We start from the raw sequence: 24,702 nt of genomic DNA, 5'->3' as shown, positions 1-24,702 counted from the left end.
AAGAAGCGAGGCAAAACCAGGGAAAACCCTGATCCGCCTCGCCTTTCCACGCTTTTTCGATGGCTTATTTGAAGAGGGCGCCGGCGTCGCCGCTATCGTTGCCGTAGACGCTGCCGCCGTAGCCGCCCTGCACGTCTATCTTCACCGACGACGGGTCGACCTGCGACTGGTCGCCCTTGTAGTGCATGACCATCGCGGGCATCAGCATGACCATCGCCACCATCAGCAGCTGGATCACGATGAAGGGCACCGACCCCCAGTAGATCTGCCCGGTGGTCACCGGCGCGATCGTGCGGCCCGTGACCTTGTCCTTGTACGGATCCTTGGGCGCGACCGAGCGCAGGTAGAACAGCGCGAAGCCGAAAGGCGGATGCATGAAGGACGTCTGCATGTTCACCGCCAGGATCACGCCGAACCAGATCAGGTCTATGCCCATCTTCTCGGCCACCGGCCCCAGCAGCGGCACGATGATGAAGGCCAGCTCGAAGAAATCCAGGAAGAACGCCAGCACGAAGGTCAGCACGCTGACCACGATCAGGAAGCCCCACTGCCCGCCCGGCAGGCCGGTCAGCAGATGCTCCACCCACAGGTCGCCGTTCACGCCGCGGAAGGTCAGCCCGAACACCGTCGACCCCACCAGGATGAACACCACGAAGCAGGACAGCTTGGTGGTGGTGTCCATGGCCTGCTTCATCAGGTCCAGGGTCAGGCGCTTGCGCGCCAGGGCCATGGCGATGGCGCCGACCGCGCCCATCGCGCCGCCCTCGGTCGGCGTGGCCACGCCGATGAAGATGGTGCCCAGCACCAGGAAGATCAGGAACAGCGGCGGGATCATCACGAAGGTGACGCGTTCGGCCAGCGCCGACAGCAGGCCCAGCCTGAGCGCCTTGTTGACGATGGCGATGACAAAGGCGGTCAGGCCCCACAGCAGCAGGCTGAGCACGATGCGCTCGTCGGCCGGCGCCGTGTCGTTCTCCATCCACTGGCCCAGCGCCCAGGCCACCGTCACCGAGATGATCATCAGCACCAGCAGCGACCGGCCGCCGCGCGTGCCGTTGTCTTCGCGAAAGCGCCGCGCCTCTTCCGGCAGCGCCGGCGCGGACGCGGGCTTGATCACGCACATGATGGCGATGTACACGATGTACAGGCCCGCCAGCACGAAGCCCGGCACCATGGCCGCGCGGTACATGTCGCCGATGGAGCGGCCCAGCTGGTCGGCCAGGATGATCAGCACCAGCGACGGCGGGATGATCTGCGACAGCGTGCCCGAGGCGGCGATCACGCCGCTGGCCAGGCGCCGGTCGTAGCCGTAGCGCAGCATGATGGGCAGCGAGATCAGGCCCATCGAGATGACGGAGGCCGACACCACGCCGGTGGTCGCCGCCAGCATGGCGCCGACGAACACCACGGCAAAGGCCAGGCCGCCGCGCACGGTGCCGAACAGCTGGCCGATGGTCTCCAGCAGGTCCTCGGCCATGCCGGATCGCTCCAGCACCAGGCCCATCAGGGTGAAGAACGGCACCGCCAGCAGCGTGTCGTTGGAGATGATGCCGAAGATGCGCTGCGGCAGGGCCTGGAACAGCGCGGGCGTGAGCAGCCCCAGCTCGATGCCGATCAGGCCGTACAGGATGCCGTTGGCCGCCAGCGCGAAGGCGACGGGAAAGCCCAGCAGCAGGAACACCACCAGGGTGGCGAACATGATGGGGGCGAGGTTGGCGATCAGGAATTCCATTTCAGCGCTCCCCCTTCCGCGTGGCGCCCGTCTCGGCCAAGGCCGCGGCTTCACGCGCCTGTGCCTCGCGGGCGATCTCCTCGGCCAGCTCCTCTTCGGCAGACCGCGCGCCCTCGCGCCTGCCAGGATCGTCGCAGCGGCCCAGCAGGAACCCCACGCACTTGATCAGGTGCGACACCCCCGCCAATACCAGCAGCGCGAAACCCGCCGGTATCAGCAGCTTGACCGGCCAACGCACCAGCCCGCCCGAATTCGACGACTGTTCGTTGGTGACGAAGGAATCGACGAACACCGGCCAGGACAGCACCAGGATCAGCACGCAGGCCGGCAGCAGGAAGAACACCACGCCGAAGATCTCGATCCAGATCTGCTGGCGCCGCGGCAGGCGCGAGGACAGGATGTCCACGCGCACGTGCTCGTTCTTCAGCAGCGTATAGCCCGAGGCCAGCAGGAACATGGCCCCGAACATATACCACTGCAGCTCCAGCCAGGCATTCGAACTGGTGTGCAATACCTTGCGCACCACCGCGTTGCCGGCGCTGACCAGCACCACCAGCAGCGTCACCCAGGTGACCGCGCGGCCCACGCGCAGGTTTATCGCGTCGATCAGACGCGACAGGGCCATCAACGATTGCATTGTGTTCCCCTTCTCATGATGTTTTTTCCGGCGCCGGCGACCCGTCAGCGGTCGTCCTGATGATGGCGCCAAGGCGTCGCCTTGCGTTCCAGCCACGCCAGCGCGCCGAACAGGGCCAGGCCGATGAAGGCCAGCACGAACAGCGCGGCGAACACGCGTACGGTATCGAAGGTGCCCTGCGCGGTCATGATCACATAGCCCAGGCCGCTCTGCGACGACACGAATTCGCCGACGATGGCACCCACCAGCGCCAGCGAAATCGCCACCTTCATCCCGGCAAGGATGGACGGCAGCGCGCACGGCAGGCTTACCTTGAAGAAAAAGTCGCGCCGCGATCCTTTCAATACGCGGCCCAGGTCCAGGATGTCCTTGGGCACCGAACGCAGGCCGTGCACCGTGTCCACGATGATGGCAAAGACGGCGATCAGGAAGGCGATGGCGATCTTGGGCTCCGCGCCCGTGCCCAGCCAGATCACGAACAAGGGCGCGACGGCGACCTTGGGCACGCTGTTCAGCGCGACGATCAGGGGCTGCAGCACGCTCTCGAACCAGCGGGATCCCACCAGCAACACCGCGACGCCCACGCCGCCCAGCACCGACAGCGCGAAGCCGGCCAGCGTGGTCATCAAGGTATAGCCGGCCTGGCCGGCGTACCAGCCGGCGTCGTTGAACAGCTCCACGCCTATCTTCGACGGCAGCGGCAGCATAATGGGCTTGACGTGCAGCAGCCGTACGGCTGCCTCCCATATCAGCAGGAACAGGACCAGCGAGCCGGCGCCGGCGGCGCCGTGCGCCAGTTTGCGGGACGACGCCTTCATGCGTGGTTCCTCTCGTCGATCAGGCCCATGTCCTCGAACAGGCCACGGATATGCCGCACATAGGCGCCGAACTCCGGCGACTCCCGCACCGACAGCGGCCGCGGGCGCGGCAGGTCGATCTCCAGCGTTTCGACGATGCGCCCGGGACGCGGCGAGAACACGATCACCGTATCTCCCAGGAATACCGCTTCGGCGATGCCATGGGTGACGAACAACACGGTATTGCGCGTTTCCAGCCAGATGCGCTGCAGCTCCACGTTCATCTGGTCACGCGTGAGCGCGTCCAGCGCGCCGAACGGTTCGTCCATCAGCAGCAGTTTCGGGTCGTCGATCAAGGCGCGGCAGATGGCGGCGCGCTGCCGCATGCCGCCCGACAATTCATGCGGATAGCTATCGGCGAAATCCTGCAGCCCGGTCAGCTCCAGCAGTTGCCGCGCCTTGGCGGCATAGGCCGCCAGGGGTTTATGGGCGAACTCGATGGGCAGCAGCACATTGCGGCGGATACTGCGCCAGTCCAGCAAGGCATCGCGCTGGAACACCATGCCGATGCCGTCGGGAGGCCCCTTCACCGGCCAGCCTTCCACACGCAATTCGCCTTCGCTGATGGTTTCCAGGCCGGCCACGCAGCGCAGGAAAGTACTTTTGCCGCAACCGCTGGGCCCCAGGATGCTGACGAAACGGCCCGGCGGCAGTTCCACCGACACCGAGTCCAGCGCGCGCACGCCGCGCTCGCCGGGATATCGCTTGGCGACGCCGCGCGCCGACACGGCGGCGTTGCTCATTTGCCCACCATGGCGTCATAGCGTTCCGGATGCACCAGGCCCGTGGCGTAGAAGCCGGCCGGGTCCGCCTGGGCACTTATCAGACCCACCGACGACAAGGTCTTCACCGCCTGCACCCAATCGTCCGGCACGGGCGCGCCGATCCGGACGCCGGCGGACATGCTGCCGAAATAAGGCTTGAGCGCGTCGATCTGGCCGCGCAGCACCTTGCGGTCCAGCCGCGCCTGCGGCCGCTGCGCCAGCACGGCGTCCACCGCTTCTTCCTCATGACCGGCGTAGATGTATTCCCAGGCCCGCGCGGTCACGCTGGCGAAGCGCCCGATGGCCTCGCCGCGCGATTGCAGTTTTTCCTCGGTGGCGAACAAGCCGAAGCTGGGCATGTTCAGGCCATAGTCGGCGAAGCGCACCGCCGTGGACGGACGCGTCTGCGACACCACGGGAAGAAAGAACGGGATGGTGGAAAACGCCGCATCCGCGCGGCCGACCGCGTAGGTGGACGCCTTGCTGGCGGCGTCCACGTTCACCAGTTCGACGTCGCCGCGCTTGAGATTGCCCGCCGCCAGGAATGCGTCGATGAACGGTGCTTCCAGCGAGCCCGCGGTGTAGGCGATCTTGCGGCCCTTCAATGCGGCGGGCCCGGTGATGCCCGAGTCCGCGGGCACCAGCAGGCCGATATCGCTCTGCCGCGCGAAAACCGCCACAGCCTTGACCGGCAGGCCTTTATCGCGCGCGATCATCATGGACGCCAACGCGGCATGCCCCACGTCGAAGGTGCCGCTGGATCCGACGATCTGCACGGTGGTGACGGAACCGTTGCCGTCTTCCAGCGTGACGTCCAGGCCCGCCTGCTTGTACCAGCCCTTCTGCTGCGCCAGGTGGAAAGGCGCCTGCACGCCCCAAGGCGTCCAGTCCAGGCGTACCTTCAGCGGCTCGGTACCCTGCGCGGCCGCGGCCATGGCGGCGGCGCCCAAGGCCAGGCCGGCCAGGCCCTTCAAAACGTGGCGACGTGCGACTGCCAAGCTCGCTCGCATGAGCTTCCCCTTGTATGTCCTATGGGCGCAACCGCAAGCGACGGTGCGCGGAAGGCCTTCGATATGACGCCGGCGCGGCGAGCGCCCCGGCGAACCCCTCACGTCCGGCGCGGCGTCAGCCCTGGCCGAACCAGCGCTTGATGCGCGTCCAGACGACATGCCAGAACATGCCAGATGCGTTGAAGGAAGCCTGCACGGGCTCCGCCGATGCCGTGCCGCCCAGCCGTGCCGCGACGTTGGCGCCGAAGTCGGCGATCATCCTGCGCACGAAGTCCTGCACCAGACCCGAGCGCGAGAACTGAGCCAGCGGGCCTTGCAGCGAATAGGCCAGATTGACGTCGACGCGCGCGCCGCCATTGCCGGCGTCGCGCACCTGGTAGGTGATGTCGCCATTGGCGCGTGACCGGCTGACCGTATCCTGGCCCGCGCCGCGGAAGACCGCGCGCATGGCGGCGTCGTGGCGGTCCAGGCGCGCGGCGCCGTTGAAGGCGGCACGCATGGGGCCGAACTTCACTGATATCGTGCCCTTGACCCGTTCGCCCTGCTGTTCCTGGATGGATGCCCCCGGCAGGCAGGCCGCGACGGCCGGCAAGTCGGTCATGAATGCCCACACCTGGTCCGGCGGAAACGGCACGTCGAAGCCGCCGTCGATCTGATTGGTCTTGCCGGTGGCCGGCGCGGCGTCGGCACCGGCCGAACCGGACAGGCCGGCCGCGGTCGCGACGGCCTTCGCCGCGAAAGCCTCGAACACCACCGGCTGCGCCGGCGCGGGCGCCGCGCCCTGTCCGCCACGCAAGGCGGCCCGCATGCGCTCCACTTCCGCATCGGGCGAATCACGCAGGCCGGCCAGCACGGACATCACAGCGGCCACGATCCCCATATACCCGGTGCAGCGGCAAAGATTCCCCGACAGCTCCACGCGCACGCGCGCTTCGTCCGCCTCCGGCAGGCGCATCACGATGTCGCGCGCCGTCGCCAGCATGCCAGGCGTGCAATAACCGCATTGCAGCGCGTGGTGGCGCGTAAAGGCCTCGCGCAGACGCTGCATGACCGGATCGGCGTCGTAGCCTTCGATCGTCGTCACCCGGCGTCCTTCGCAGGCCACCGCGTACGAGATGCAGGACCGGATCGGTTCGCCGTCCACCAGCACCGTACACGCGCCGCACACGCCATGTTCGCAGCCCAGGTGCGTACCCGTCAGGCGCAGCTTGTCGCGCAGGAAATCACCCAGGTGCATGCGCGGCGGCGCTTCGTCGGCCACCTGGCGGCCGTTCACTTCCATCGTGATCTGCGTCATGTCTGCAATCCTTTACCGGTCGCCTGCGCCAGGCAGCGGCCGACCGCCGCCGCATGCAACTGGCGATGCGCCTCATCCTTGCCGGGCATGGCGTCGGCCACTTCCCGCGCGATTTCCACCGGGTCCAGCGCCGCGGCGCCGGCCTGCGCAACGCGCGCGGCCAAGGACAGCAGCAGGCGCGGCGGCCCGTCCAACGCGCCCAGCGCGATACGCGCCTGGCCGGTGGCGGGGTCGAACCAGGCGGCACAGCTGGCTTCGGCGAACTCGCCCGTCTTGCGGCAGAACTTGTAGTAGCCCCAGCGCGCCCGCGGTCCTCCGGCGGGAACGTGGACGGCCTGTATCAGTTCGTCTTCCCCTACCGCGGTCGTGTAGGCGCCCTGCATCAGGCCGTCCACCTCGATATGGCGCACGCCGCGCGGGCCAGCCAGTTCGATGCGCGCGCCCAGCGCGGCCATTGCCACCACCCAGTCCGCGGCCGGATCCGCGTGCGCCAGGCTGCCGCCCAGCGTGCCGCGGTTGCGCACCGCACGGTAGGCAATGCCGGCAGCCACGGCGCGCATCGGTGAGTCGCGCAGCGCCGGATGCACGCCGTCCTCGATCTCCGCGTGCGTCACGCCGGCGCCTACGCGCACCGTATCGCCGTCACGGCTGACGCCGCGCAGATCCCGCAGTCCGGAAATATCGACGACCACGGCGGGCCGGGCCAGCCGCAGATTCAACATGGGTCCCAGCGATTGGCCGCCGGCCATCAGCTTGGCCGCGCCGCCATGTGCGCCGAGCGCATCCAGCGCCTGCGCCACCGAGGTGGCGCGTATGTATTCGAATTTCGCCGCTTTCATCGATGTCTCAGGCCGCCTTGGGCTGGCTGTTCTTTTCGCGCTCGCTGCCCTGCGCGATGGCCTGCAGCACGCGGTATGGCGTCAGGGGCGTCTGTGCCAGCTCGGCGGCACCCAGCGCGCGCAGCGCGTCATTGACCGCGTTGAACAGCACCGCCGGCGGCGCGATGGCGCCGCCTTCGCCCATGCCCTTCGCACCGAATTCCGTGTGGGGCGAAGGCGTCTCGAAGTGGTGCATGCGCATATGCGGGATCTCTGTCGGCCCGGGCAGCATGTAGTCGGCCAGCGTCGATGCCAGCGGCTGGCCATTGGCGTCGTACGGCGTCTCTTCGTAGAACGCCGTGCCTATGCCCTGGGCGATGCCGCCCATGGTCTGGCCTTCGACCACCATGGGATTGATCATCGTGCCGCAGTCTTCCACCACGACATAGTCCAGGATCTCGACGCCCCCGGTGGCCGGATCCACCGCCACCGTGGCGGCCTGGCTGGCATAGGTGAAGCAGCCAGTATCCACCTTGGGCTTGTACCCAACGGTGACTTCCAGGCCCAGCGGATCGACGTCCGGCGGCAGCAGATGCGGCTTCAGGTACCAGGCATCGGCGATGTCGCCCATGGACACGGCCCGGTCGGGGGCACTGCCCACCACGAAGCGGCCATCGCCCACGCTCAACTGCTCTTCCGGCGTCTGCAGCAGGTGCGCCGCGATGTGCATGACGCGCGGCAACAGCCGCTTGCACGCCTGCGACACCGCCCCGCCCGACATCACCAGCGACCGCGACGCATAGGTGCCCGTGGAATAAGGCGTCTGGCCGGTATCCCCATGCAGCACCTTGATGCGCGCCACTGGAATGCCCAGGATTTCATTGGCGATCTGGGCGAAGGTGGTTTCCATGCCCTGCCCATGGGAATGCACCCCCACCCTGACTTCCAGCCCGCCGTCCGGCGTAATGCGGGCGGTGGCCTGGTCGAAGCCGGGTATCACGGGCGTACCCCAGGTGGCGAATACGGACGTGCCGTGCGCGGCCTGTTCCGTATAGGTCGCCACACCCAGGCCGATCAGGCGGCCGTCGGACTCGCCACGTTCCTGCCGCGCACGCACGCCCGGCGCATCGATCATCTCCAGCGCCTTGCGCAGGCTGGCCGGATAGTCGCCGCTGTCCAGGTGCTTGTTGGCGACGTTCACATAGGGCATCTGCTCTGCCTGCACGAGATTGTCCAGGCGCACTTCCCAAGGCTCGCGGCCGACCTCGCGGGCGATCGCGTCCATCATCAATTCGATGGCGAAGCAGACGCCCGTGCGCGCCACGCCGCGATACGGCACGAAGCCGGGCTTGTTGGTGGCAACGGCGCGGGTCACGCAGCGGTAGCCACGAAAGGCATAGGGCCCCGGCAGATTGCCCACCGCCTGCCCAGGCTCCAGCCCTATCGTGAAAGGCCATACCGAATACGCGCCGCCGTCGATAGTGATCCGCGCATCCAGGGCCAGCAGCTTGCCGCGCCGGTCGGTGTAGGCGGTCATTTCATAATGATGCTCGCGCGAATTCGCGCCGGCGGTCAGGTGCTCGCGCCTGTCCTCGATGAAGCGGAAGGGACGCTTGTAGGTCTTGGCCAGCCAGGCGATACAGAGTTCTTCCTGCTGCAGCACGCATTTGTAGCCGAAGGCGCCGCCCACGTCCGGCGAGATCACCCGCACGCGCCCCTGCTCCAGCCCCAGGCATTCAGCCAGCACCGTACGTATCATGTGCGGCACCTGGGTGGCACTGTAGACCACCAGCTGGTCGGCCTGGTGATCCCAATAGGCCAGGACGGCCTTGCCTTCCATCGGCACCATGCACTGCCGCGCCAGGCGCATGCGCCGGTTCACCACGACGTCGGCCTGGGCGGCCAGCGTGTCGAATTCGCGGTCCGCGCTCAGCGTGACGAAGACGTTGTCCTTCCAGTCTTCATGCACCAGTTCGCCGGTGGCCGCTTGCGCCGAGTACACGTCCGCATAGACGGGCAGGTCGTCATAGTCGATATCGACCAGCTCGATATGATCCTCGGCCTCGGCACGCGTCGGCGCGAACGCCATGGCGACCGGTTCACCGACGAACCTGACCTTGCCGCTGGCAAGCGGCGGCTGGGCCGAGGGCTGGTAGGTAGGCAGCGTCGAGTCCGCGACGATGTCCTTGCAGTCGGCCATGTCCGGCCGCAGCACCACGCAGGCCGCCACGCTGTCGTCCACCCGCGCGGCGGCGATGCGCGCATGCGCCAGCGGGCTGCGCAGGAACGCCACCTCGCACAGTCCGGGCATCGCCATATCGGCGACGAAGTTGCCCTTGCCGTGCAGGTGGCGCGCGTCCTCCTTGCGAGGCACGCGCGCGCCCACGCCTTCGGGCTTGACGGACCTGCCGTGTTCCACCGTCATTCTGTTCCCCTATGCCGCATGCTTCCGCTTACTTGGACTGCGTCCTTGCCACCTCGGCGAAGGTGTAGTTGTCCAGGGCGCTTTCCGCCACACGGAACCAACCCGCCTCGTCCTGCTGGAATTTCTTCCAGCCGGGGTACAAGGCCTTGAAGTCGGGATTGTTCGCGGACAGCTCTTCCCACAATTCCTGCGATGCCTTGTAGACGGCATCCATCACTTCCTTGGGAAAATAACGCACCTTGGCGCCGTTGGCGATCAGGCCGCGCAGCGCCTGCGGATTGCGGGCGTCGTAGTTGGCCAGCATGCGCATGGTCTGCTCGCCCGCCGCGCATTCGAACGCCGCCTTGTAGGAAGCCGGCAGCGCTTCCCAGGCTTTGTCGTGCACCATGCTGGTAATGGATGCGCTGCCTTCGAACCACCCCGGCGAGTAATAGAAAGGCGCGACCTTGTTGAAGCCCAGCTTGGCGTCGTCGTACGGGCCTATCCATTCCGCGGCGTCGATGGTGCCCTTTTCCAGGGCCGGATAGATGTCGCCCGGCGGAATCTGCTGCGGCACCGCGCCCAGCTTGGACAGCACCATGCCGCCGATCCCGCCGATACGCATGTTCAGGCCCTTCAGGTCGGCGACCGACTTGATTTCCTTGCGGTACCAGCCCCCCATCTGCACGCCGACGTTGCCGCAGACGTGGTTGACGATGTTGTACTTCTTGTACAGCGTCCGCAACTGTTCCAGCCCACCGCCATAGTGGATCCACGCATTGTGCTGGCGCGCGTTCAGGCCGAAGGACAGGCCGGTGTCGAAGGTCAATGCGGTGTTCTTGCCTATGTACGCCGTGCTCAGCACATGATTGCACTCCACCGTTCCGTTGCTGACGGCGTCCATGTTCTGCGCGGGCGGCACCAGCTCGCCGCCAGGAAACGCGCGGATCTCGAATTTGTTGTCGGTCAGTTGCGCGACGCGCTTGCACATCTCATCGGCCGAACCGTAGATGGTGTCGAGGCTCTTGGGCCAGCTGGTGGACATGCGCCAGCGCACGGAAGGATTGGCCTGCGCCACCGCGGGCGCGGCGACCGCCGCCAAACCCGCGCCCGCGGCCCCTGCAGCCTGCGTAAGAAAACGGCGTCGTTGCATAACTCTGGCTCCTGGACTCATTGACCGTGGGCACATCGCATCCGGACGTGCGCGACTACGTTGAAAAAAACGTAAGTACACTGACTTGTTAGTCAGCATACTGAGAGAATTTTGGAGTGTCAACGATGATTACCCGAGTATGCCGACGACGCCGCGAGGCCCGCCATGTATGCGCCAGAATGGCTCATCGATGCGCCGTGGCGGCACATCAGCGCACCACGCCAGACCACGTAAATACAGGGTTTTCCCTTCATCGCGCGCCTGTTCGCGGCGCGCCGTCCGACGCCTGCCCGACGTTTGCGCGAGAGCCAGGGAAATCCCTAGGAATGCGCGGCTTTTTATGAGCAGTACACTGACAACAATTACTCAGCATACTGACGAGAATGATATGAACTGGATGAAAATCGCATCGACGGACGCGCTGGAAGACGATGAGGTGATGGCGGTCGAAGCCGGCGGCAAGCAATTGGCGCTCTATCGCAGCGAGGGCGAATTCTTCGTATCCGACAACGTATGCACGCATGCCTACGCGCTGCTGTCGGATGGCTATCTGGAAGATGGCTGTATCGAATGCCCGCTGCACCAGGCGCGCTTCGACATCCGCACCGGCAAGGCGATGTGCGCGCCCGCCACGCGCGATATCCAGATCTACCCCGTCAAGGTGGAAGGCAACGACGTGCTTGCCGACGTTTCCGAGTGAACGCATGGCTGCCCCCGACTCCATCGTGATCATCGGCGCCGGCCAGGGTGGCGCCATGGCCGCGGCAGCCCTGCGCACGCAGGGCTATGCGGGAAAGCTGACGCTGGTCGGCCGCGAATTCCATCCGCCGTATGAACGCCCGCCCTTGTCCAAGGCCGTGCTGCGCGACGCGGCGGCGGAAGCCGCCGCGGCTATCCATGCGGAGGCCTATTACGCGGAGCAGGACATCACCCTGCTGCGCGGTGTCGAAGTGCTTGCGCTGGACCGTACCGAGCGCCGGATCAGCCTGTCGAACGGGGCCCGGTTGCCCTACGACCGTTGCCTGCTGGCGACCGGCGGCCAGGCGCGGACGCTGCCTTCCCTGCCGCCCGGCATGCCCGGCGTGCACTACGTGCGCACGCTGGACGACGCGCGCGGCCTGCGCGCCTGCCTGCGCGCGGGCGCCCGCGTGGCCGTGGTCGGCGGCGGCTTTCTCGGCCTGGAAATCGCGTCCACCGCGCTGGAGAGCGGCGCCGACGTGGCAGTAGTCGAAAGCGCCGACCGGCTGCTGCCCAACGCCCTGCCCGCCCCGCTCGCCGCCTGGCTGGCCGCGCGCGCCGCCGCATTGGGCGCCAGGCTGCACCTGAGCGCGCGTATCGCGGCGATACTGCCTCCCACGCCCGATGCGCCCGCGGGCGGCCTATCGCTGGACAGCGGCGTCGCCTTGCCGGCCGACGCCATCGTCGTCGCGGTCGGCCTGCAACCCGACGTCGCGCTGGCACGCGCGGCCGGACTGGAGATCGATGCCGACAACGGCGGCATACGCGTCGACGCCCATTGCCGCACCGCCGATCCACACGTTCTGGCCATCGGCGATTGCGCCAGCCAGCATCGCGATCTGCTGGGCCGCCACGCGCGGCTGGAATCCTGGCAGAACGCCAACGAACAGGCCCGCGTCGCCGCCGCCGCGATGCTGGACGCGGATCCTCCGCCCGCGCCCTACCCCTGGTTCTGGACCGACCAGTTCGGCTGCAACATCCAGATGCTGGGCATGCCGGTAGCGGGACTCGCCTACGTGTGTCGCGGATCGGCCATGCCCGAAGACAGCGCGCCCAAACTTGTCTGGCTGGGCCATCGCGACGGCGTACCGGTGCACGGCGTCGCCATCAACGCGGCGGCGGATCTGCGCCAGCTGCGCGTCCTGTTCGAACGCGGTATCCGTATCGACCCCGGCAGCTTCGCTGACGTGAACGTCACCCTGAAACCCTGGATCAAGGCCTGCCAGCAGGCCGCCACGCCGGCTTGAACCAAGCCGGCGTCATGCATCGCGCAAGGAGCTTATATGTACCAATCCCAAACCGTGATCGGCCGCACGGACGCCGCCAAGGACGCCGAGCTGGCGCAATGCAGCTGGCCCGAAGATGCCCTGCATGCCATCCCTGACTGGATCTACACCAGCAACGCGATCTACGAACGCGAGATGGAGCGGATCTTTCGCGGGCGCAGCTGGAACTATGTCGCGCTGGAAGCGGAAATCCCCAATCCCGGCGACTACAAGCGATCCTACGTGGGGCCCACGCCCGTGGTGGTCTCGCGCGCGGACGACGGCTCCATCCACGTCTTCGAGAACCGCTGCGCCCACCGCGGCGCCGAGTTCTGCCGCAATTCGCAGGGCAATACCAAGGAGTTCGTATGTCCCTACCATCAATGGTCATATGACCTGAAGGGCAATCTGCAAGGCATCCCCTTCAAGCGCGGCGTCAACAAGGAAGGCGGCATGCCCAAGGACTTCCGCAATGACGACCACGGGCTGCGGCGGCTGCACGTGACCACGCGCCACGGCGTGGTCTTCGCGTCGTACGTGGCCGACGTCGAGCCGATCGACGAATACCTGACGCCGGAGATCCTGGCCGACTTCGATACCGTCTTCCCGGGCAAGCCGCTGAAAATACTGGGCTACTACCGCAACGAGTTGCCCTGCAACTGGAAGATGTATCACGAAAACCTGAAGGATCCCTACCACGCCACGCTGCTGCATTCCTTCCTGGTGGTCTTTGGCCTGCTGGTCGCCGGCAACAAGTCCGCCATGCTGGTGGACGGCGTGCACGGCCGGCACGGCACCATGGCGTCGGCCAAGAGCGAGGACAAGTACGCCAGCGTCAGCGAAGAGAACAAGAAGGAAATGCGGTCCTTCCATGACGGCCTGCGCTTGCGCGACGACCGCTTCCTGGAGTTCGTCAAAGAATTCGATTCGCCCTGGTCGGTCACCATGCAGACCATCTGGCCCAACCTGATCGTGCAGCGTGAAATGAATACGCTGGGCGTGCGCCACATCGTTCCGAACGGGCCGGACAGCATGATCATGCAATGGACCATGTTCGGCTATGAGGACGACACGCCGGAGATGACCCGCCATCGCCTGCGCCAGGGCAACCTGATGGGACCGGCCGGCTTCCTGGGACTGGAGGACAACGAGGCGATGAAGTTCGTGCAGGAAGGCGTGCGCCGCTCGACCACCGATATGAACGTGCTGAAACTCGAATCCAACAAGCTCGGCACGTCGAATACCTTGATATCGGAAGCGGCGATCCGGTCCATGTATGCCTACTACCGCTCGGTCATGGGACTTTGATCAATCAAGCAGGAATCAGCAGAATGAAAACGAGTTTTGCCCATGCCGCCCGCCGCATCGACCTGGCCCGCTCCGTCGAGCTGCGCCAGCACATCGAGGAGTTCCACGCCGACTACTGCGCCGCGCTGGATGCCAATCAGATCGAAAGCTGGCCGGAGTTCTTCACCGAAGACGGCTTGTACCGCGTGACCTCGCGCGAGAACGCCGACCGCGGGCTGCTGGTCGGCCTGGTATATGCGGAAGGCCGCGACATGATGCAGGACCGCGCCGTCGCCATATCGCGCACGCAGATGTTCGCCCCGCGCTATATGCGCCATCTGGTGACCAACACGCGGGTACTGGAAGAGTCCGAAGCGGGGATAGAGGCACAATCGTCCTTCCTGCTGATGCAGACCCTGGTCGAAGGCCCCACCACGCTGCACCTGGCCGGCTTCTATCACGACGTCTTCACCTACGTGGACGGCGTGCTGAAGCTGAAGGAACGCCAGGTGATCTACGACAACGAGATCCTGGCCAACGATCTGGTGTATCCGGTCTAGGCGGCGGCGATCGCGGCCAGCGCCTGGTCGCGGGTCATCACGGTCGCGTATTTCTGTTCCATGTCGAACAGATTGGCATCGTGGGGCCCCAGGGCGCGGTCGCCTACGCAATCCGATACGACCAGGGGGCGGAAGCCGTATTGCATGGCATCGACCACGCTGGCACGCACGCAGCCGCTGGTCACCGCACCCGCGACCAGCAAGGTCTGTACGCCCCGCTGGGCCAGCCAGGCGGACAGGCCGGTGCCGAAGAATGCCGAGGGCACGGTCTTGCGCACCACCAGCTCGCCGTTGCGCGGCGCGAGTTCCGGCACGATGGCGCTGCGCGGATCGTGTTCCTTCAGCGTCAGCATGCCCGGCACCTTGATGCTGAAGATGTTCGAATCCGCGCCGTCGTCGGCGTAGACGATACGGGTGTGGGCGATGGCCCAGCCCTGCCGGCGCGCGTGGTCCAGCAAGGGCACGGTGTTGGCGATGGCCTGCGGGATATTGCCGCCGCCGAATACGGCAGGATCGGCGAATCCGTTCACCAGGTCGACGATCAGCAGGCCATAGGGTGGACGGGGTTGCAGCGCCGCGCCGAAGCCTTGCCTTTGGTATGTCTGCTCTTTGCTTTCCATGCTTCGTTCCCCCGCCTCAGGCCTCGTTCACAACCTTGCCATCCCGCACCACTTCCTGGCCATCCAGGCTTACCGTGCAGCGGCGCAAGGGAATATCGATGTGGCATGCCGTAGTGCGCGAACCGCCGGCCTCGTTGTTGGGTCCCAGCGAGAACAGGAAATTGCCCTCGTAGGCGCGCGCGTCCATGCCCAGCGTGGCCTCGCGGTCGTACATCGCCAGGGTGCTCCAGTGCGCGCGCGGCTGCAGTCCCCAGCCTATATGCGAAATCGCATAGGCTTCGGGATCGTTGAAGGTCGCCATATAGGTGCGCAGCAGTTCGGCGTCGACACCCCCTTCGATGCGGGTGGCGTAGCCGTTTTCCACCGTGAGCACGATGGGATCGGCCACATAGGATTTCTGCGGCAGCACGATGTCGCCGCGATCGATGACGATGGTGCCGTTGGCCCCACCCTCGTCCGGAAAAGTCAGCACGAAACCGCTGGGCCAATGGTCCCAACGGCCGGGCTCGTCGACGAAGCCGTATTCGCAGATCGTCGGAAATTCGCCCAGCGGGCATACCAGCGAGGTGCCGGCGGCCGAGGTCACCGTCATTCGTTTGGCGGCCTGTACGCGGCGCGCGGCCGCCTGCACCCGCCCGCGGTCGCCTTCGGTGGGCACCAGGCGCGCCAGGACCTCCGGCGGCTCGACCGCCAGCAGGATCTTGGTGCCGCCCTGCAGGATCTCATGCTGCTCGGGGGAAAACAGCAGCGTCATCAGGTCCAGCACCAGATCGCTGGCCTTCAGCGCCGCCATTGCCGCCTTGTTGCCGGTCAAGGGGGTGGTGCCCAGGTAGGCCAAGGCATCGCGGCTCAGGGCCTTTTCACCGTTGACCGGCGGCAGGTCCAGGCGATTGACCACCGCCCCCATGTCCTGGCAGGCGATCAAGGCCGTGGCCAGGGTCTGCGGGTGCGTGGCCGCGCCCGTCAGTATCGTGACGGCCTGGCCGGCGCGCAGGTTCGACAGCGTCAGCACCTGTTTCCAGGCGCGGATCATTTCATAGTCGGCTACTGGCATCGTTCGCTCCTCGATCCACTGCCACGTTGCTGATAGGGCCGGCGGCGCGGACACCGCCGCGCGGCCTACCCAGGCAGGCGCGCCCCCAGGAAATCGCCGAACGCGGCGTAGAAGCCCGGCTCGTTGTCCCAGGGAATCATGTGGCCGGCGTCCGGCACGCGTACGTGCAAGGTGCCGGGCTTCAACTGCTGGATCTCCGCGACGTCTTCGTCCTTGACGACGTCGCCGCGCGCGGCCGTGACCAGCATCAGCGGCACGCCGACCGCCGGCAGATTGCCGTGCACGTCCTGCGTATGGAATTCATCGAAGCTCTGGCGTATCGCCCGCTCGTCGCAGGTATGCAGCCATTCGGCGCGCAGGCGCAGCTGTTCTTCCGTCCAGGTGGGGCAGAACTTGCGCATCTCTTCCACCCCCATGCCGGCGCGCGCCTGGGCGATGGAATCCACGTACCAGGGCAGCTGCGCCGGATAGGCACGCCGTCCCGGTCCGGACACGGGCGGATCGACGGCGACGATGCGCGCCAGGCCGGCCGGGGACCGGCTGGCCGCGCGGATGGCGATGCGTCCGCCCATCGAATGGCCGACCAGGCTGTAGCGCGACAGGCCCAGCGCCTGGGCGAAGGCGTTCACGTCATCCGCCTGCGCGTCCAGGCCATAGTCCAGGTCATCGCCCGCCTGCGACATGCCGCGGCCGCGCACGTCCAGCACATAGGTGTCGAAGACCTGCCCGAATCGTTCGCCGACGAAACCCCAGGTGATGGCCGGGCTGGTGATGCCGGGAATGATGATGACGGGATCTGGCCCGCTGGCAGACTTCGCGTCGGCGGTGCCGGCGGAGGCGTCCGCGCGGGGCGCGTAGCGCAGGTAATGCTGGCGGATGCCGTTGGCGTGGATGTTGGCGCCATATCGAAAAGTGCTGGACATATCGCGGGGCTCCCGTAGTGACGGCGGTCAGTATGCGCCCGACAGCAAGGCGCCGGCGCCCGGCACGATGCGCTCCAGGTCCAGGGACTTCAGCATGGCGTAGGTGGTGGCGATGGCCGCGGTGATGACCGGCTTGCCGGTCATGGCTTCCACCTGGGCGACGACCGGCAGGGACGGCATCTGCACGCAGGCCGACAGCACGACCGCGTCGGCGCGCGACAGGTCCATGCCGGCGACGATGCCCGGCAGCCGCGACGGATCGTGGCGCCCGACTTCCAGGTTGTCCGGAATTTCCAGCGCGCGATGGTCGACCACTTCGTAGCCCTCGTTGGCGATGTAGTCGATGACCAGCTGCGTCAGCGGCTTCATGTACGGCGCCACCACGGCGATGCGGCGCGCGCCGATCACGTCCAGCGCGTCGATCAGCGCGCCGGCGCTGGTGATCACAGGCGCATCGGCGCCGTTGGCAGCGGTATGCGCCTTCAACCGGCTCTCCGATTGGCGGTGATAGCCCGGTCCCATCGCCATGATGGCGACCAGGCAGGCGTAGCCCAGCACGTCCACGCGGGCGTCGCTGAGCTCCACGGCGCAGCGGTCGGATTCGGCATCCATGGCTGCCAATTCTTCCTTCACCACCTTTTTCATGCGCATGCGGCTGGAGTGGAAGGTGAAACGCTCCGGCCGGATCTGCTGGCGCGCCAGCAGCATGGCGGGAATCTCGGTTTCCATCGTCGTGTTGGAACTGGGAACGATCTGGCCGATTCTATAGCTTCGCTGCATGGCGGTCTCCTGTATCAGAGCTTGAACAGCCGGCGGGCGTTGCCGCTGCAGATTTTTTCGCGCACGGTCTCGTCCATCGGCGCCTCTTCGATGAACCGGGCGGCGATGCGTGTCGATTCGTAGGGATAGTCCACCGAGAACATGACGGCGTCCTCGCCCATTTCGGCGACCGCCGCGTTCAGGGCATGCGGCGAGCACACCCCGGACGTGGTGATGACGATATTGCTGCCTATGTATTCGGACGGCGCGCGCTGCAGCGTGATGCCATGCGAATACACGGAGAAGCGGCTGTCGAAGCGCCAGCGCTGGAACGGCAGGCCTTCGCCCATGTGCCCCAGGATCAGCTTCAGGCGGGGGAAACGGTCGAACACGCCGCCGAACAGCAGCCGCAGCGCATGCGTGGCCGTTTCCACGCCCCAGCCCCAGGTCGCGCCCACCAGCTCGGGATGGCCCTGGTAGGCCTGCGGCGTCACGTAAGGGTCGACGGGGTGCAGATACAGGGGCACGTCCAGCGCCTGCATGCATTCCCAGAAGGTGTCATAGGCAGGATCGTCGTAGTAACGCCCGTTGGTGTGGCCGTTGACCAGCGAACCCTTGAAACCGTATTGGCCCACGCAGCGTTCCAGCTCGCGCGCGGCCGTCGCCGGATCGTGCATGGGCAGCACCGCGAAGCCGCCGTAGCGATCCGGATGGCGCGCCACCTGCTCGGCCAGGAAGTCGTTGTTCTGCCTGGCCCGGCTCAGGGCCAGCGCGGCGTCCGGCTCGGCCTGAACACCGGGGCCGGTCTGCGACAGGATGACGTAGTCGATGCCGGCCTCGTCCATCTCGCGCAGCCGCATGTCGTCGAAGTCTTCCAGCCTGGCGCCGATGTCGGCGAAAACCGCCGGATCGATGTGCTGGGAAAAACTCTTCGTGTAGTCCTTGAAGCCCACCGCGGTGTAGTGCTCTTCAAAGGCGATCTTGCGCACCCTGGCCATGCATGTGCTCCCCTGTGGTCGATGTGGTCAGTATACTGACTTTATAGTCAGCGTACTGACAAATTAGGGAAATCCAGGATACGGGTGGCGGCGACGCCAAAGGAAAGCGCCGCGTCCCGGCAAGCCGTCGCGGCGCCCTTGAAAACAGGAAGGGTCAGAAGGCGCGCAGCTGGGCGCGCCCGTACTGGTTGTTGGCTTCGACCAGGGTGGACAGCAGCTTCATGAAGAGCTGCTGGTTGCGCGGCGATAGCGGCTCCAGCAGGCGCTGCTGCGCCCGCGCCATGCCGGCCTGGAGCAGGCCCATGATGCGCAGGCCTTCTTCGGTGATCACCGCCTGGCGGGAACGCTTGTCGTTGGGATTGATGCGCCGCTGCACCAGGCCGCGCTCCTGCAAACGCTTGATGACGTCCGCGGTGGTCGTGCGATCCAGCCCCAGTTCCATGCCGAGGGCGGTCTGGTCCATCCACGGGCTGAGCGAAAGCGCGGTCAGCACGCCATATTGCACCGGCGTGATGTTCTGCGTCCTGCATTCCTCGAAGAACATGGCGTAGTGGATCTGGTTCAGCCGCCGGACCAGATAGCCCGGCCGCGCCCAGAGCACCTGCTTGGCAGGCGCGAATATCGTGTCGTCGGGCCCATCCAGCGCCTGCGAGGCGGTCGATCGCCCCCGCCGCCGTGCTGCCGCCTTCGGTCGAATATCCGCGTCTGCCATGAGAGGACTGCGAGTAGCCGCAAAGTTGTTAGTGTACTGAATATTACACCATCGCCCCTGCCGGTCACTGCCCCATCGGCGCCTTGCCGCCGCAGATGTCCATGATCATTCGCGACGCCAGGTACATGCGCGGCACGATGGTTTTCACTTCGATGTACTCGGCGGCATTGGAGTGCGCGCCGAAGCCGTTGACGCCGAAGCCTTCGATGACGGGCCCACGCGCCTTCAGCGCGGCGAATGCCGCATCGGTGCCGCCGCCGGTCGCGCGGTCCAGCACGTTGATCGACATGCCCAGTTCGCGCTGGTAGATGTCCTTGCCGTAGTTGGCCAGCGCGCGCGAGGCCGGGGTGGCTTCCAGTGGCGGGCGGCGCACTTCGAACTTCATGGCGACCTTGGACTCCGGCAGCAGCTTGTTCTTGATGCGCTCCTGCAAGGCCTTCTCCAGCGCATCGAAGTCGCCCACGCGCAGCGCGCGCGCATCGGCCTGCGCGCTTGCGTGTCCAGGGATCACGTTGCGGTTGGTGCCGGCCTGCGCCACTGTCCAGTTCAGTTTCAGTCCGTCCTCCGGCTTGGACAGATCATCCAGTTGCAGGATCTGATGCGACAGCTCGTACAGCGCATTCACCCCGCCTTCCGGCCGCGAACCGGCGTGCGACGTGCGCCCTTCCACCGTCAGGTAGGCGGCGCCGATGCCGCTGGTGGCGAGCCGCAGGTCGCCGTGCGTGCCGCCGCCTTCGAACGAGAACACGGCATCCTGATCCGAACCCAGGCGCGTGATCGTGCTGCGCGCGCCGGGCGAACTGATCTCTTCATCGCCGTTGAACAGCACCGTCAGGGTGCCGAAGTCGTCGAAGTTCAGCTTCTGCAACAGCGCGACGGTATGGATCACCAGTGCCACGCCCTGCTTGTCGTCGGCGATGCCCAGGCCGTAGGCACGATCGCCATCGACGCGGAAAGGCTGGTCCTTCAGCATGCCGTTGCGATAGACCGTGTCCATATGGGCGATCAGCATGATCTTCTTGCTGCCCTTGCCCTTGAACTCGGCATGCACCATCGGCCCGATGCTTTCCGGCGTATCGCCCATGCGAAAGACGTCGGTCGGCTTGATGATCTGCACCGAGCCTCCCATGGCCTTCAGCTTGTCGGCAACCAGCGCCGCGATCTGTTCCACGCCTTCGACGTCGCGGCTGCCGGATTCGATGCCGACCAGGTCGCGCAGCGTGTCCAGCATGGGCTGCTGCTGCGCCTTGGCCGCGTCCATGACGTTGGCGACAGGCTCGGCCCCGGCGGCGCCGCCGCCCAGGGCGGCAAGGATGAGCACTCCACCGGCGACGGCACGGCGGAACTGCGGCGATTTGAACTGCATGTCGACTCTCCTTCCCTTTTGATGGTCCGACGATGATAGTCCGAGCGCCCCCGCCCGGAAAACCGCTGCCGCCGCTCGCTCGCGGCAAGGCCTGCCACCGACAGTGGACGCATGGCCCGCGCTGGTGCTACGCTGGTGGAAATTCTAAATATCGTTTGTTCAATCCTAAATATTAGGAAATAAGCATATGCCTGATTCGATGGTTGCGCCGCTGTCCGGGATTACCGTCATCGAGATCTGCAACGTTGCCGCGGGTCCCTTCTGCGGCATGCTGCTGGCCGACATGGGCGCGGATCTGATCAAGATCGAACATCCCGAAGGCGGCGATACGCTGCGCAGCTGGCCGCCGATCACCCAGGGCTATAGCGAGAACTTCGCTTCGCTGAATCGGAACAAGCGTTCGGTCACGCTGAACCTGAAGGATGCCCGCGACATCGAAGTGGCGCGCGACCTGATCGCCGGCGCCGACGTGCTGCTGGAGAACAACCGTCCGGGCGTCATGGAACGTCTCGGGCTGGGCTATGCCGCCCTGCGCGAACGCAATCCGCGCCTGCTGTACTGCTCGATATCGGCCTACGGCCAGTCCGGGCCGCGCGCCCAGGAAGGCGGCTTCGACCTGACCATCCAGGCGATGAGCGGCATCATGAGCGTTACCGGCGAACAGGGCGGCGCGCCGGTGAAGTGCGGTGTGCCGGTCGCGGATTTTTCCGCGGGGCTGTACGCGGCCTTCAGCATCGCGAGCGCGTTGCGCCAGGTGCAGGCCAGCGGCCAGGGCGCGCATATCGACGTGTCCATGCTCGGCGCGACGCTGGGCATCGCCGCGCTGCAAACGTCGGAATTCTTCGGCAGCGGGCGCGATCCTGCCAAGCTGGGATCGGCCCATCCGCGCAATGCGCCATATCAGGCTTTCCGCTGCCGCGATGGATATTTCGGCATGGCGGCGGGCAACAATGCGCTGTGGAAGAGCGTCTGCGCGGTCGTGGACCAGGCGGACTGGTACGCCGATCCGCGCTTCGCGGACACCAGCCTGCGCGCCCGCAACCAGGACGTCCTGCGCGACATGCTGGAAGCGATTTTCGCGCGCGAGGACGCCGCGCACTGGCTGGCGCGGTTCCGCGAGGCCGGCGTGCCCTGCGCGCCGATCAATTCGTACTCCCAGGTTCTCGACGACCCGCAAGTGGCGCACATGGGCTGGGTGCAAGCGGTGGAATTGCCCAATGGCGTGAGCACGCGCACCTTCGGCATGCCGGTGCGCTTCGATGGCCAGGGCGGCGCCATCCGCCAGCGCCCGCCGGGCCTGGGCGAGCACAACGACGAAATCCTGGGCCCCCTGCGCGCGCGGCAGCTTGCCGCCGAGGGGGCCAAATGAGCGGCCTGGTGCGGCGCCGGCGCGAAGGCGGGACGGTCCGCATCCTGTTGAATCGCCCCGAAAAGATGAACGCCTTGTCGGCGGACATGGTGGAAGCCCTGATCGACGCGGTCGAGCAATCCCACGAAGAAGCCCGCCGGGCAGAGACCAGCGTCATCGTACTGGAAGGCGAAGGCCGCAACTTCAGCGCGGGCTTCGACTTTTCCGATGTGGAAACGCAATCGGAAGGCGACCTGCTGCTGCGTTTCGTGCGCATCGAGACGCTGTTGCAGCTGCTGCATGCCTCGCCCTGCCTGACCGTGGCGCTCGCGCATGGCCGCAACTTCGGGGCCGGCGTCGACCTGATCGCCGTGTGCCGCCAGCGTTACGCCACCGGGGACGCAAGCTTTCGCATGCCGGGCCTGAAGTTCGGGCTGGTGCTGGGCACGCGGCGTTTCGCGTCCCTGGTCGGCATGCGGACGGCTCGCGCGCTGCTGGAAACCGCGGCGACCTTCGACGCGGGACATGCCCGTGACATCGGCTTCGCCACCGCGATTGCCGCGCGGGACGAATGGCCGGCGCTGCGCGAGGCCGCCGCCGCCCGCGCGGCGGAACTGCCGGACGCCAGCCGCCGCGCGCTCTACGACACATTGGCCGACCGCTCGGACGACGAGGACCTGGCGCGGCTGGTGCGGTCGGCCGCCACGCCCGGGTTGAAACAGCGCATCTCGGCTTACCTGCAAGCCGCGCGCGCGGCGTAGAACGACCGGCCACCACCACCACGGCAGGCCACCACTTACACGGACGCAGATCCAGGGAGACTCAGCATCATGGGATCCGGCTTCAACGAACCGAACAAGCAACGCACGCTGGCCGAACTGGCCGGCCTGATACCCGACGGCGCCTCCGTCGCGCTGGGCGGCAGCTTCCTGCACCGCGGCCCCTTCGCGCTGGTGCGCGAGCTGATCCGCCAGGGCCGCCGCGACCTGGAACTGATCAAGCAGTCGCCGGGTTACGACGTCGATATCCTGTGCCGCGCCGGCACGCTGCGGCGCGTGCGCGCCGGCATCGTCGCCATGGAAGGCAACTTCGGCCTGGCGCCGGGATACCGCAAGGCCATCGAGCAGGGCAAGGTGGAACTGGAAGAACATGCCTGCGCCAGCCTGACGGCAGGCCTGCGGGCAGCCGCCTACGGCGTACCGTTCATGCCCTGCGGCGGACTGCACGGCAGCGAACTGCCAGCGCTGAATCGCTGGGCCTGTCTGGACGATCCGTACGGCAGCGGCGGCAAGACCTGGGTGATCCCGGCGATACGCCCGGACTTCGCGGTCATCCATGCCAGCGAGGTCGACGCCAAGGGCAATGTGCGCGTGCGCGGCACCTATCACTGGGACCGCATCATGAGCCGCGCCGCCGGCAGCGTGCTGGTGGTGGCCGAACGCATGGTGGACAGCGCGGTGTTCGAACGCGAGCCGGAAGCGACCGTGGTGCCGTATTTCATGGTGCAGGCACTGGCGGTGGTGCCGCATGGCGCGTGGCCGGGATCATGCTGGCCCGACTACGCCATCGATTACCCGGCGGTGGAACGCTACATGGACGCCACGCGGCCGCTGGATGCCCACATGGCCGAAGCGCCCGAAACCCGGGAGACCGCCCATGCGTGAATCCTGGTCGCCCTTCTCCTACATGGTGATCAACCTGGCGCGCTTCATCCGGCCAGACGAGATCACCTTCAGCGGCGTGAATTCCACGTTTCCCATGCTGGCCTGCCTGCTGGCCAAGCAGGCCTACGATTGGGACTTCGTCTATATCAACGTGGCCGGCGGCGTGGACCCACGGCCGTCGCACGTGCCGCTGTCCAGTTCGGATCCCGTGCTGGCGGAGCATTCCGCCTCCATCTTCGCCAACGAGGATTTCTACGACCTGTGCACGCGTGGCCGCATGGACCTGACCTTCCTGGGCGCGGCGCAGATCGACGGCGAAGGCTGCGCCAACAATTCCAGCATCGGCGACTGGCACCGGCCCAAGGTACGGCTGCCGGGCGGAGGCGGCGGCGCCGTCATGCTGCCGACCGCGCGCCGCGCCTGCACCTGGCGCACGGAGCATTCGACCCGCACTTTCGTGCGCAAACTGGACTTCACGACGTCCTGGGGCGGCTTCCATGGCGTGGTGACGCCCATCGCGGTGTTCGTCAAACGCGACGGCCGCCTGGCACTGCAGTCCTGGCATCCCCAGGCCAGCCTGGACGAGGTCCGGGCACGCACGGGCTTCGAGTTCGACGCCAGCGGCGCCGGGCCCACCGAGCCCCCTTCCGCCGGCGAACTGCGTGCCCTGCGCACGCTGGACCCCGACGGACAGTTCGAACGCGACGCCGCCGTCAGCCTGCGCTGACGGCCCGCG

General features: G+C 66.6%; 24 protein-coding genes. 8 read left to right on the top strand and 16 right to left on the bottom strand.

From position 1 onward, the window contains the following. Nucleotides 1-64: 64 nt before the first annotated feature. From CAL12_RS12900 to CAL12_RS12860, 9 genes are all read right to left on the bottom strand, one after another. Nucleotides 65-1,732 carry a TRAP transporter large permease gene (locus CAL12_RS12900; protein ID WP_086063273.1) on the bottom strand — a complete coding sequence of 556 codons (1,668 nt, stop codon included), beginning with the start codon at nt 1,730-1,732 and terminating at the stop codon, nt 65-67. A gap of 1 nt (nt 1,733) precedes the next feature. Continuing rightward, nucleotides 1,734-2,369, bottom strand: coding sequence for a TRAP transporter small permease subunit (locus CAL12_RS12895; RefSeq protein ID WP_086064802.1), 636 nt, complete (start codon nt 2,367-2,369; stop codon nt 1,734-1,736). Nucleotides 2,370-2,413: 44 nt separating this feature from the next. After that, nucleotides 2,414-3,187: an ABC transporter permease gene (locus CAL12_RS12890; RefSeq protein ID WP_086064801.1), complete on the bottom strand. Its 774-nt coding sequence runs from the start codon at nt 3,185-3,187 to the stop codon at nt 2,414-2,416. After that, on the bottom strand, nt 3,184-3,969 hold the full coding sequence (locus CAL12_RS12885) for an ABC transporter ATP-binding protein (protein WP_086064800.1): 786 nt from the start codon (nt 3,967-3,969) through the stop codon (nt 3,184-3,186). The genes CAL12_RS12890 and CAL12_RS12885 overlap by 4 nt, the downstream gene beginning before the upstream one ends. Then, nucleotides 3,966-5,000 (bottom strand): ABC transporter substrate-binding protein, encoded by a 1,035-nt coding sequence (locus tag CAL12_RS12880; protein WP_086064799.1) that lies wholly within the window; start codon nt 4,998-5,000, stop codon nt 3,966-3,968. Before CAL12_RS12880 ends, CAL12_RS12885 begins: the two co-directional genes overlap by 4 nt. Nucleotides 5,001-5,115: 115 nt before the next feature. Continuing rightward, nucleotides 5,116-6,297: a xanthine dehydrogenase family Fe-S subunit gene (locus tag CAL12_RS12875; protein WP_086064798.1), complete on the bottom strand. Its 1,182-nt coding sequence runs from the start codon at nt 6,295-6,297 to the stop codon at nt 5,116-5,118. Continuing rightward, complete coding sequence (locus tag CAL12_RS12870; RefSeq protein WP_086064797.1) at nt 6,294-7,136, bottom strand: FAD binding domain-containing protein; 843 nt, start codon at nt 7,134-7,136, stop codon at nt 6,294-6,296. Before CAL12_RS12870 ends, CAL12_RS12875 begins: the two co-directional genes overlap by 4 nt. A gap of 7 nt (nt 7,137-7,143) precedes the next feature. Beyond that, nucleotides 7,144-9,540 (bottom strand): xanthine dehydrogenase family protein molybdopterin-binding subunit, encoded by a 2,397-nt coding sequence (locus CAL12_RS12865; RefSeq protein ID WP_086064796.1) that lies wholly within the window; start codon nt 9,538-9,540, stop codon nt 7,144-7,146. Nucleotides 9,541-9,568: 28 nt separating this feature from the next. Then, nucleotides 9,569-10,672 (bottom strand): TRAP transporter substrate-binding protein, encoded by a 1,104-nt coding sequence (locus tag CAL12_RS12860; protein WP_086064795.1) that lies wholly within the window; start codon nt 10,670-10,672, stop codon nt 9,569-9,571. Nucleotides 10,673-11,060: 388 nt separating this feature from the next. Between CAL12_RS12860 and CAL12_RS12855 the strand changes: the two genes are divergently transcribed. Genes CAL12_RS12855 through CAL12_RS12840 form a run of 4 tightly spaced genes read left to right on the top strand, consistent with a single transcriptional unit; the run spans nt 11,061 to nt 14,522 of the window. After that, the gene (locus CAL12_RS12855; RefSeq protein ID WP_086064794.1) at nt 11,061-11,372 is read left to right on the top strand and encodes a non-heme iron oxygenase ferredoxin subunit; all 312 of its coding nucleotides are present in this window, start codon (nt 11,061-11,063) and stop codon (nt 11,370-11,372) included. A gap of 4 nt (nt 11,373-11,376) precedes the next feature. Then, nucleotides 11,377-12,657, top strand: coding sequence for an NAD(P)/FAD-dependent oxidoreductase (locus CAL12_RS12850; RefSeq protein WP_086064793.1), 1,281 nt, complete (start codon nt 11,377-11,379; stop codon nt 12,655-12,657). A gap of 36 nt (nt 12,658-12,693) precedes the next feature. Continuing rightward, complete coding sequence (locus CAL12_RS12845; RefSeq protein ID WP_086064792.1) at nt 12,694-13,983, top strand: aromatic ring-hydroxylating dioxygenase subunit alpha; 1,290 nt, start codon at nt 12,694-12,696, stop codon at nt 13,981-13,983. A 23-nt stretch (nt 13,984-14,006) separates the two neighbouring features. Next, nucleotides 14,007-14,522 carry an aromatic-ring-hydroxylating dioxygenase subunit beta gene (locus CAL12_RS12840; protein ID WP_086064791.1) on the top strand — a complete coding sequence of 172 codons (516 nt, stop codon included), beginning with the start codon at nt 14,007-14,009 and terminating at the stop codon, nt 14,520-14,522. Here the strand turns inward: CAL12_RS12840 and CAL12_RS12835 are convergent. The 7 genes from CAL12_RS12835 to CAL12_RS12805 all read right to left on the bottom strand — a co-directional run bounded on the left by CAL12_RS12835 (nt 14,519) and on the right by CAL12_RS12805 (nt 20,954). Next, nucleotides 14,519-15,142, bottom strand: coding sequence for an N-carbamoylsarcosine amidohydrolase (locus tag CAL12_RS12835; RefSeq protein ID WP_086064790.1), 624 nt, complete (start codon nt 15,140-15,142; stop codon nt 14,519-14,521). The two genes, CAL12_RS12840 and CAL12_RS12835, sit on opposite strands and share 4 nt — an antisense overlap. 16 nt (nt 15,143-15,158) lie before the next feature. Continuing rightward, nucleotides 15,159-16,196 (bottom strand): 2,5-dihydroxypyridine 5,6-dioxygenase, encoded by a 1,038-nt coding sequence (locus CAL12_RS12830; RefSeq protein ID WP_086064789.1) that lies wholly within the window; start codon nt 16,194-16,196, stop codon nt 15,159-15,161. Nucleotides 16,197-16,261: 65 nt separating this feature from the next. Continuing rightward, nucleotides 16,262-17,119: an alpha/beta fold hydrolase gene (locus CAL12_RS12825; protein ID WP_086064788.1), complete on the bottom strand. Its 858-nt coding sequence runs from the start codon at nt 17,117-17,119 to the stop codon at nt 16,262-16,264. A gap of 27 nt (nt 17,120-17,146) precedes the next feature. Then, the gene (locus tag CAL12_RS12820) at nt 17,147-17,899 is read right to left on the bottom strand and encodes a maleate cis-trans isomerase family protein (protein ID WP_086064787.1); all 753 of its coding nucleotides are present in this window, start codon (nt 17,897-17,899) and stop codon (nt 17,147-17,149) included. 14 nt (nt 17,900-17,913) lie between these two features. Continuing rightward, a complete protein-coding gene (locus tag CAL12_RS12815; RefSeq protein ID WP_086064786.1) occupies nt 17,914-18,876 on the bottom strand; it encodes an amidohydrolase family protein in 963 nt (320 codons plus the stop codon). A gap of 154 nt (nt 18,877-19,030) precedes the next feature. Continuing rightward, nucleotides 19,031-19,498, bottom strand: coding sequence for a MarR family winged helix-turn-helix transcriptional regulator (locus tag CAL12_RS12810; protein WP_232464888.1), 468 nt, complete (start codon nt 19,496-19,498; stop codon nt 19,031-19,033). 154 nt (nt 19,499-19,652) lie between these two features. Then, the gene (locus tag CAL12_RS12805) at nt 19,653-20,954 is read right to left on the bottom strand and encodes a M20/M25/M40 family metallo-hydrolase (protein ID WP_086064784.1); all 1,302 of its coding nucleotides are present in this window, start codon (nt 20,952-20,954) and stop codon (nt 19,653-19,655) included. A 187-nt stretch (nt 20,955-21,141) separates the two neighbouring features. On the opposite strand from CAL12_RS12805, the gene CAL12_RS12800 reads away from it, so the two are divergent. From CAL12_RS12800 to CAL12_RS12785, 4 genes are all read left to right on the top strand, one after another. Beyond that, nucleotides 21,142-22,323 carry a CaiB/BaiF CoA transferase family protein gene (locus CAL12_RS12800; RefSeq protein ID WP_232464793.1) on the top strand — a complete coding sequence of 394 codons (1,182 nt, stop codon included), beginning with the start codon at nt 21,142-21,144 and terminating at the stop codon, nt 22,321-22,323. Next, nucleotides 22,320-23,063, top strand: coding sequence for an enoyl-CoA hydratase/isomerase family protein (locus CAL12_RS12795; RefSeq protein WP_086064783.1), 744 nt, complete (start codon nt 22,320-22,322; stop codon nt 23,061-23,063). Before CAL12_RS12800 ends, CAL12_RS12795 begins: the two co-directional genes overlap by 4 nt. Before the next feature lie 69 nt (nt 23,064-23,132). After that, the gene (locus tag CAL12_RS12790; protein ID WP_086064782.1) at nt 23,133-23,966 is read left to right on the top strand and encodes a CoA transferase subunit A; all 834 of its coding nucleotides are present in this window, start codon (nt 23,133-23,135) and stop codon (nt 23,964-23,966) included. Continuing rightward, on the top strand, nt 23,959-24,693 hold the full coding sequence (locus CAL12_RS12785; protein ID WP_086064781.1) for a CoA-transferase subunit beta: 735 nt from the start codon (nt 23,959-23,961) through the stop codon (nt 24,691-24,693). The genes CAL12_RS12790 and CAL12_RS12785 overlap by 8 nt, the downstream gene beginning before the upstream one ends. The last annotated feature ends 9 nt before the right edge of the window (nt 24,694-24,702 follow it).

Origin of the sequence: Bordetella genomosp. 8 (assembly GCF_002119685.1) — a bacterium.
Lineage (GTDB): Bacteria > Pseudomonadota > Gammaproteobacteria > Burkholderiales > Burkholderiaceae_B > Bordetella_C.
The sequence above is the reverse complement of the archived record's forward strand: the minus strand, read 5'-3'. Positions and strand labels throughout refer to the sequence as shown.

Coding starts and splice junctions, on each gene's coding strand:
- CAL12_RS12800 (WP_232464793.1), top strand. CDS start 21,142: ATGCCTGATTCGATGGTTGCGCCGCTGTCCGGGATTACCGTCATCGAG.
- CAL12_RS12880 (WP_086064799.1), bottom strand. CDS start 5,000: ATGCGAGCGAGCTTGGCAGTCGCACGTCGCCACGTTTTGAAGGGCCTG.
- CAL12_RS12890 (WP_086064801.1), bottom strand. CDS start 3,187: ATGAAGGCGTCGTCCCGCAAACTGGCGCACGGCGCCGCCGGCGCCGGC.
- CAL12_RS12830 (WP_086064789.1), bottom strand. CDS start 16,196: ATGCCAGTAGCCGACTATGAAATGATCCGCGCCTGGAAACAGGTGCTG.
- CAL12_RS12845 (WP_086064792.1), top strand. CDS start 12,694: ATGTACCAATCCCAAACCGTGATCGGCCGCACGGACGCCGCCAAGGAC.
- CAL12_RS12805 (WP_086064784.1), bottom strand. CDS start 20,954: ATGCAGTTCAAATCGCCGCAGTTCCGCCGTGCCGTCGCCGGTGGAGTG.
- CAL12_RS12900 (WP_086063273.1), bottom strand. CDS start 1,732: ATGGAATTCCTGATCGCCAACCTCGCCCCCATCATGTTCGCCACCCTG.
- CAL12_RS12815 (WP_086064786.1), bottom strand. CDS start 18,876: ATGGCCAGGGTGCGCAAGATCGCCTTTGAAGAGCACTACACCGCGGTG.
- CAL12_RS12885 (WP_086064800.1), bottom strand. CDS start 3,969: ATGAGCAACGCCGCCGTGTCGGCGCGCGGCGTCGCCAAGCGATATCCC.
- CAL12_RS12870 (WP_086064797.1), bottom strand. CDS start 7,136: ATGAAAGCGGCGAAATTCGAATACATACGCGCCACCTCGGTGGCGCAG.
- CAL12_RS12795 (WP_086064783.1), top strand. CDS start 22,320: ATGAGCGGCCTGGTGCGGCGCCGGCGCGAAGGCGGGACGGTCCGCATC.
- CAL12_RS12840 (WP_086064791.1), top strand. CDS start 14,007: ATGAAAACGAGTTTTGCCCATGCCGCCCGCCGCATCGACCTGGCCCGC.
- CAL12_RS12860 (WP_086064795.1), bottom strand. CDS start 10,672: ATGCAACGACGCCGTTTTCTTACGCAGGCTGCAGGGGCCGCGGGCGCG.
- CAL12_RS12825 (WP_086064788.1), bottom strand. CDS start 17,119: ATGTCCAGCACTTTTCGATATGGCGCCAACATCCACGCCAACGGCATC.
- CAL12_RS12850 (WP_086064793.1), top strand. CDS start 11,377: ATGGCTGCCCCCGACTCCATCGTGATCATCGGCGCCGGCCAGGGTGGC.
- CAL12_RS12895 (WP_086064802.1), bottom strand. CDS start 2,369: ATGCAATCGTTGATGGCCCTGTCGCGTCTGATCGACGCGATAAACCTG.
- CAL12_RS12820 (WP_086064787.1), bottom strand. CDS start 17,899: ATGCAGCGAAGCTATAGAATCGGCCAGATCGTTCCCAGTTCCAACACG.
- CAL12_RS12790 (WP_086064782.1), top strand. CDS start 23,133: ATGGGATCCGGCTTCAACGAACCGAACAAGCAACGCACGCTGGCCGAA.
- CAL12_RS12835 (WP_086064790.1), bottom strand. CDS start 15,142: ATGGAAAGCAAAGAGCAGACATACCAAAGGCAAGGCTTCGGCGCGGCG.
- CAL12_RS12785 (WP_086064781.1), top strand. CDS start 23,959: ATGCGTGAATCCTGGTCGCCCTTCTCCTACATGGTGATCAACCTGGCG.
- CAL12_RS12855 (WP_086064794.1), top strand. CDS start 11,061: ATGAACTGGATGAAAATCGCATCGACGGACGCGCTGGAAGACGATGAG.
- CAL12_RS12875 (WP_086064798.1), bottom strand. CDS start 6,297: ATGACGCAGATCACGATGGAAGTGAACGGCCGCCAGGTGGCCGACGAA.
- CAL12_RS12865 (WP_086064796.1), bottom strand. CDS start 9,540: ATGACGGTGGAACACGGCAGGTCCGTCAAGCCCGAAGGCGTGGGCGCG.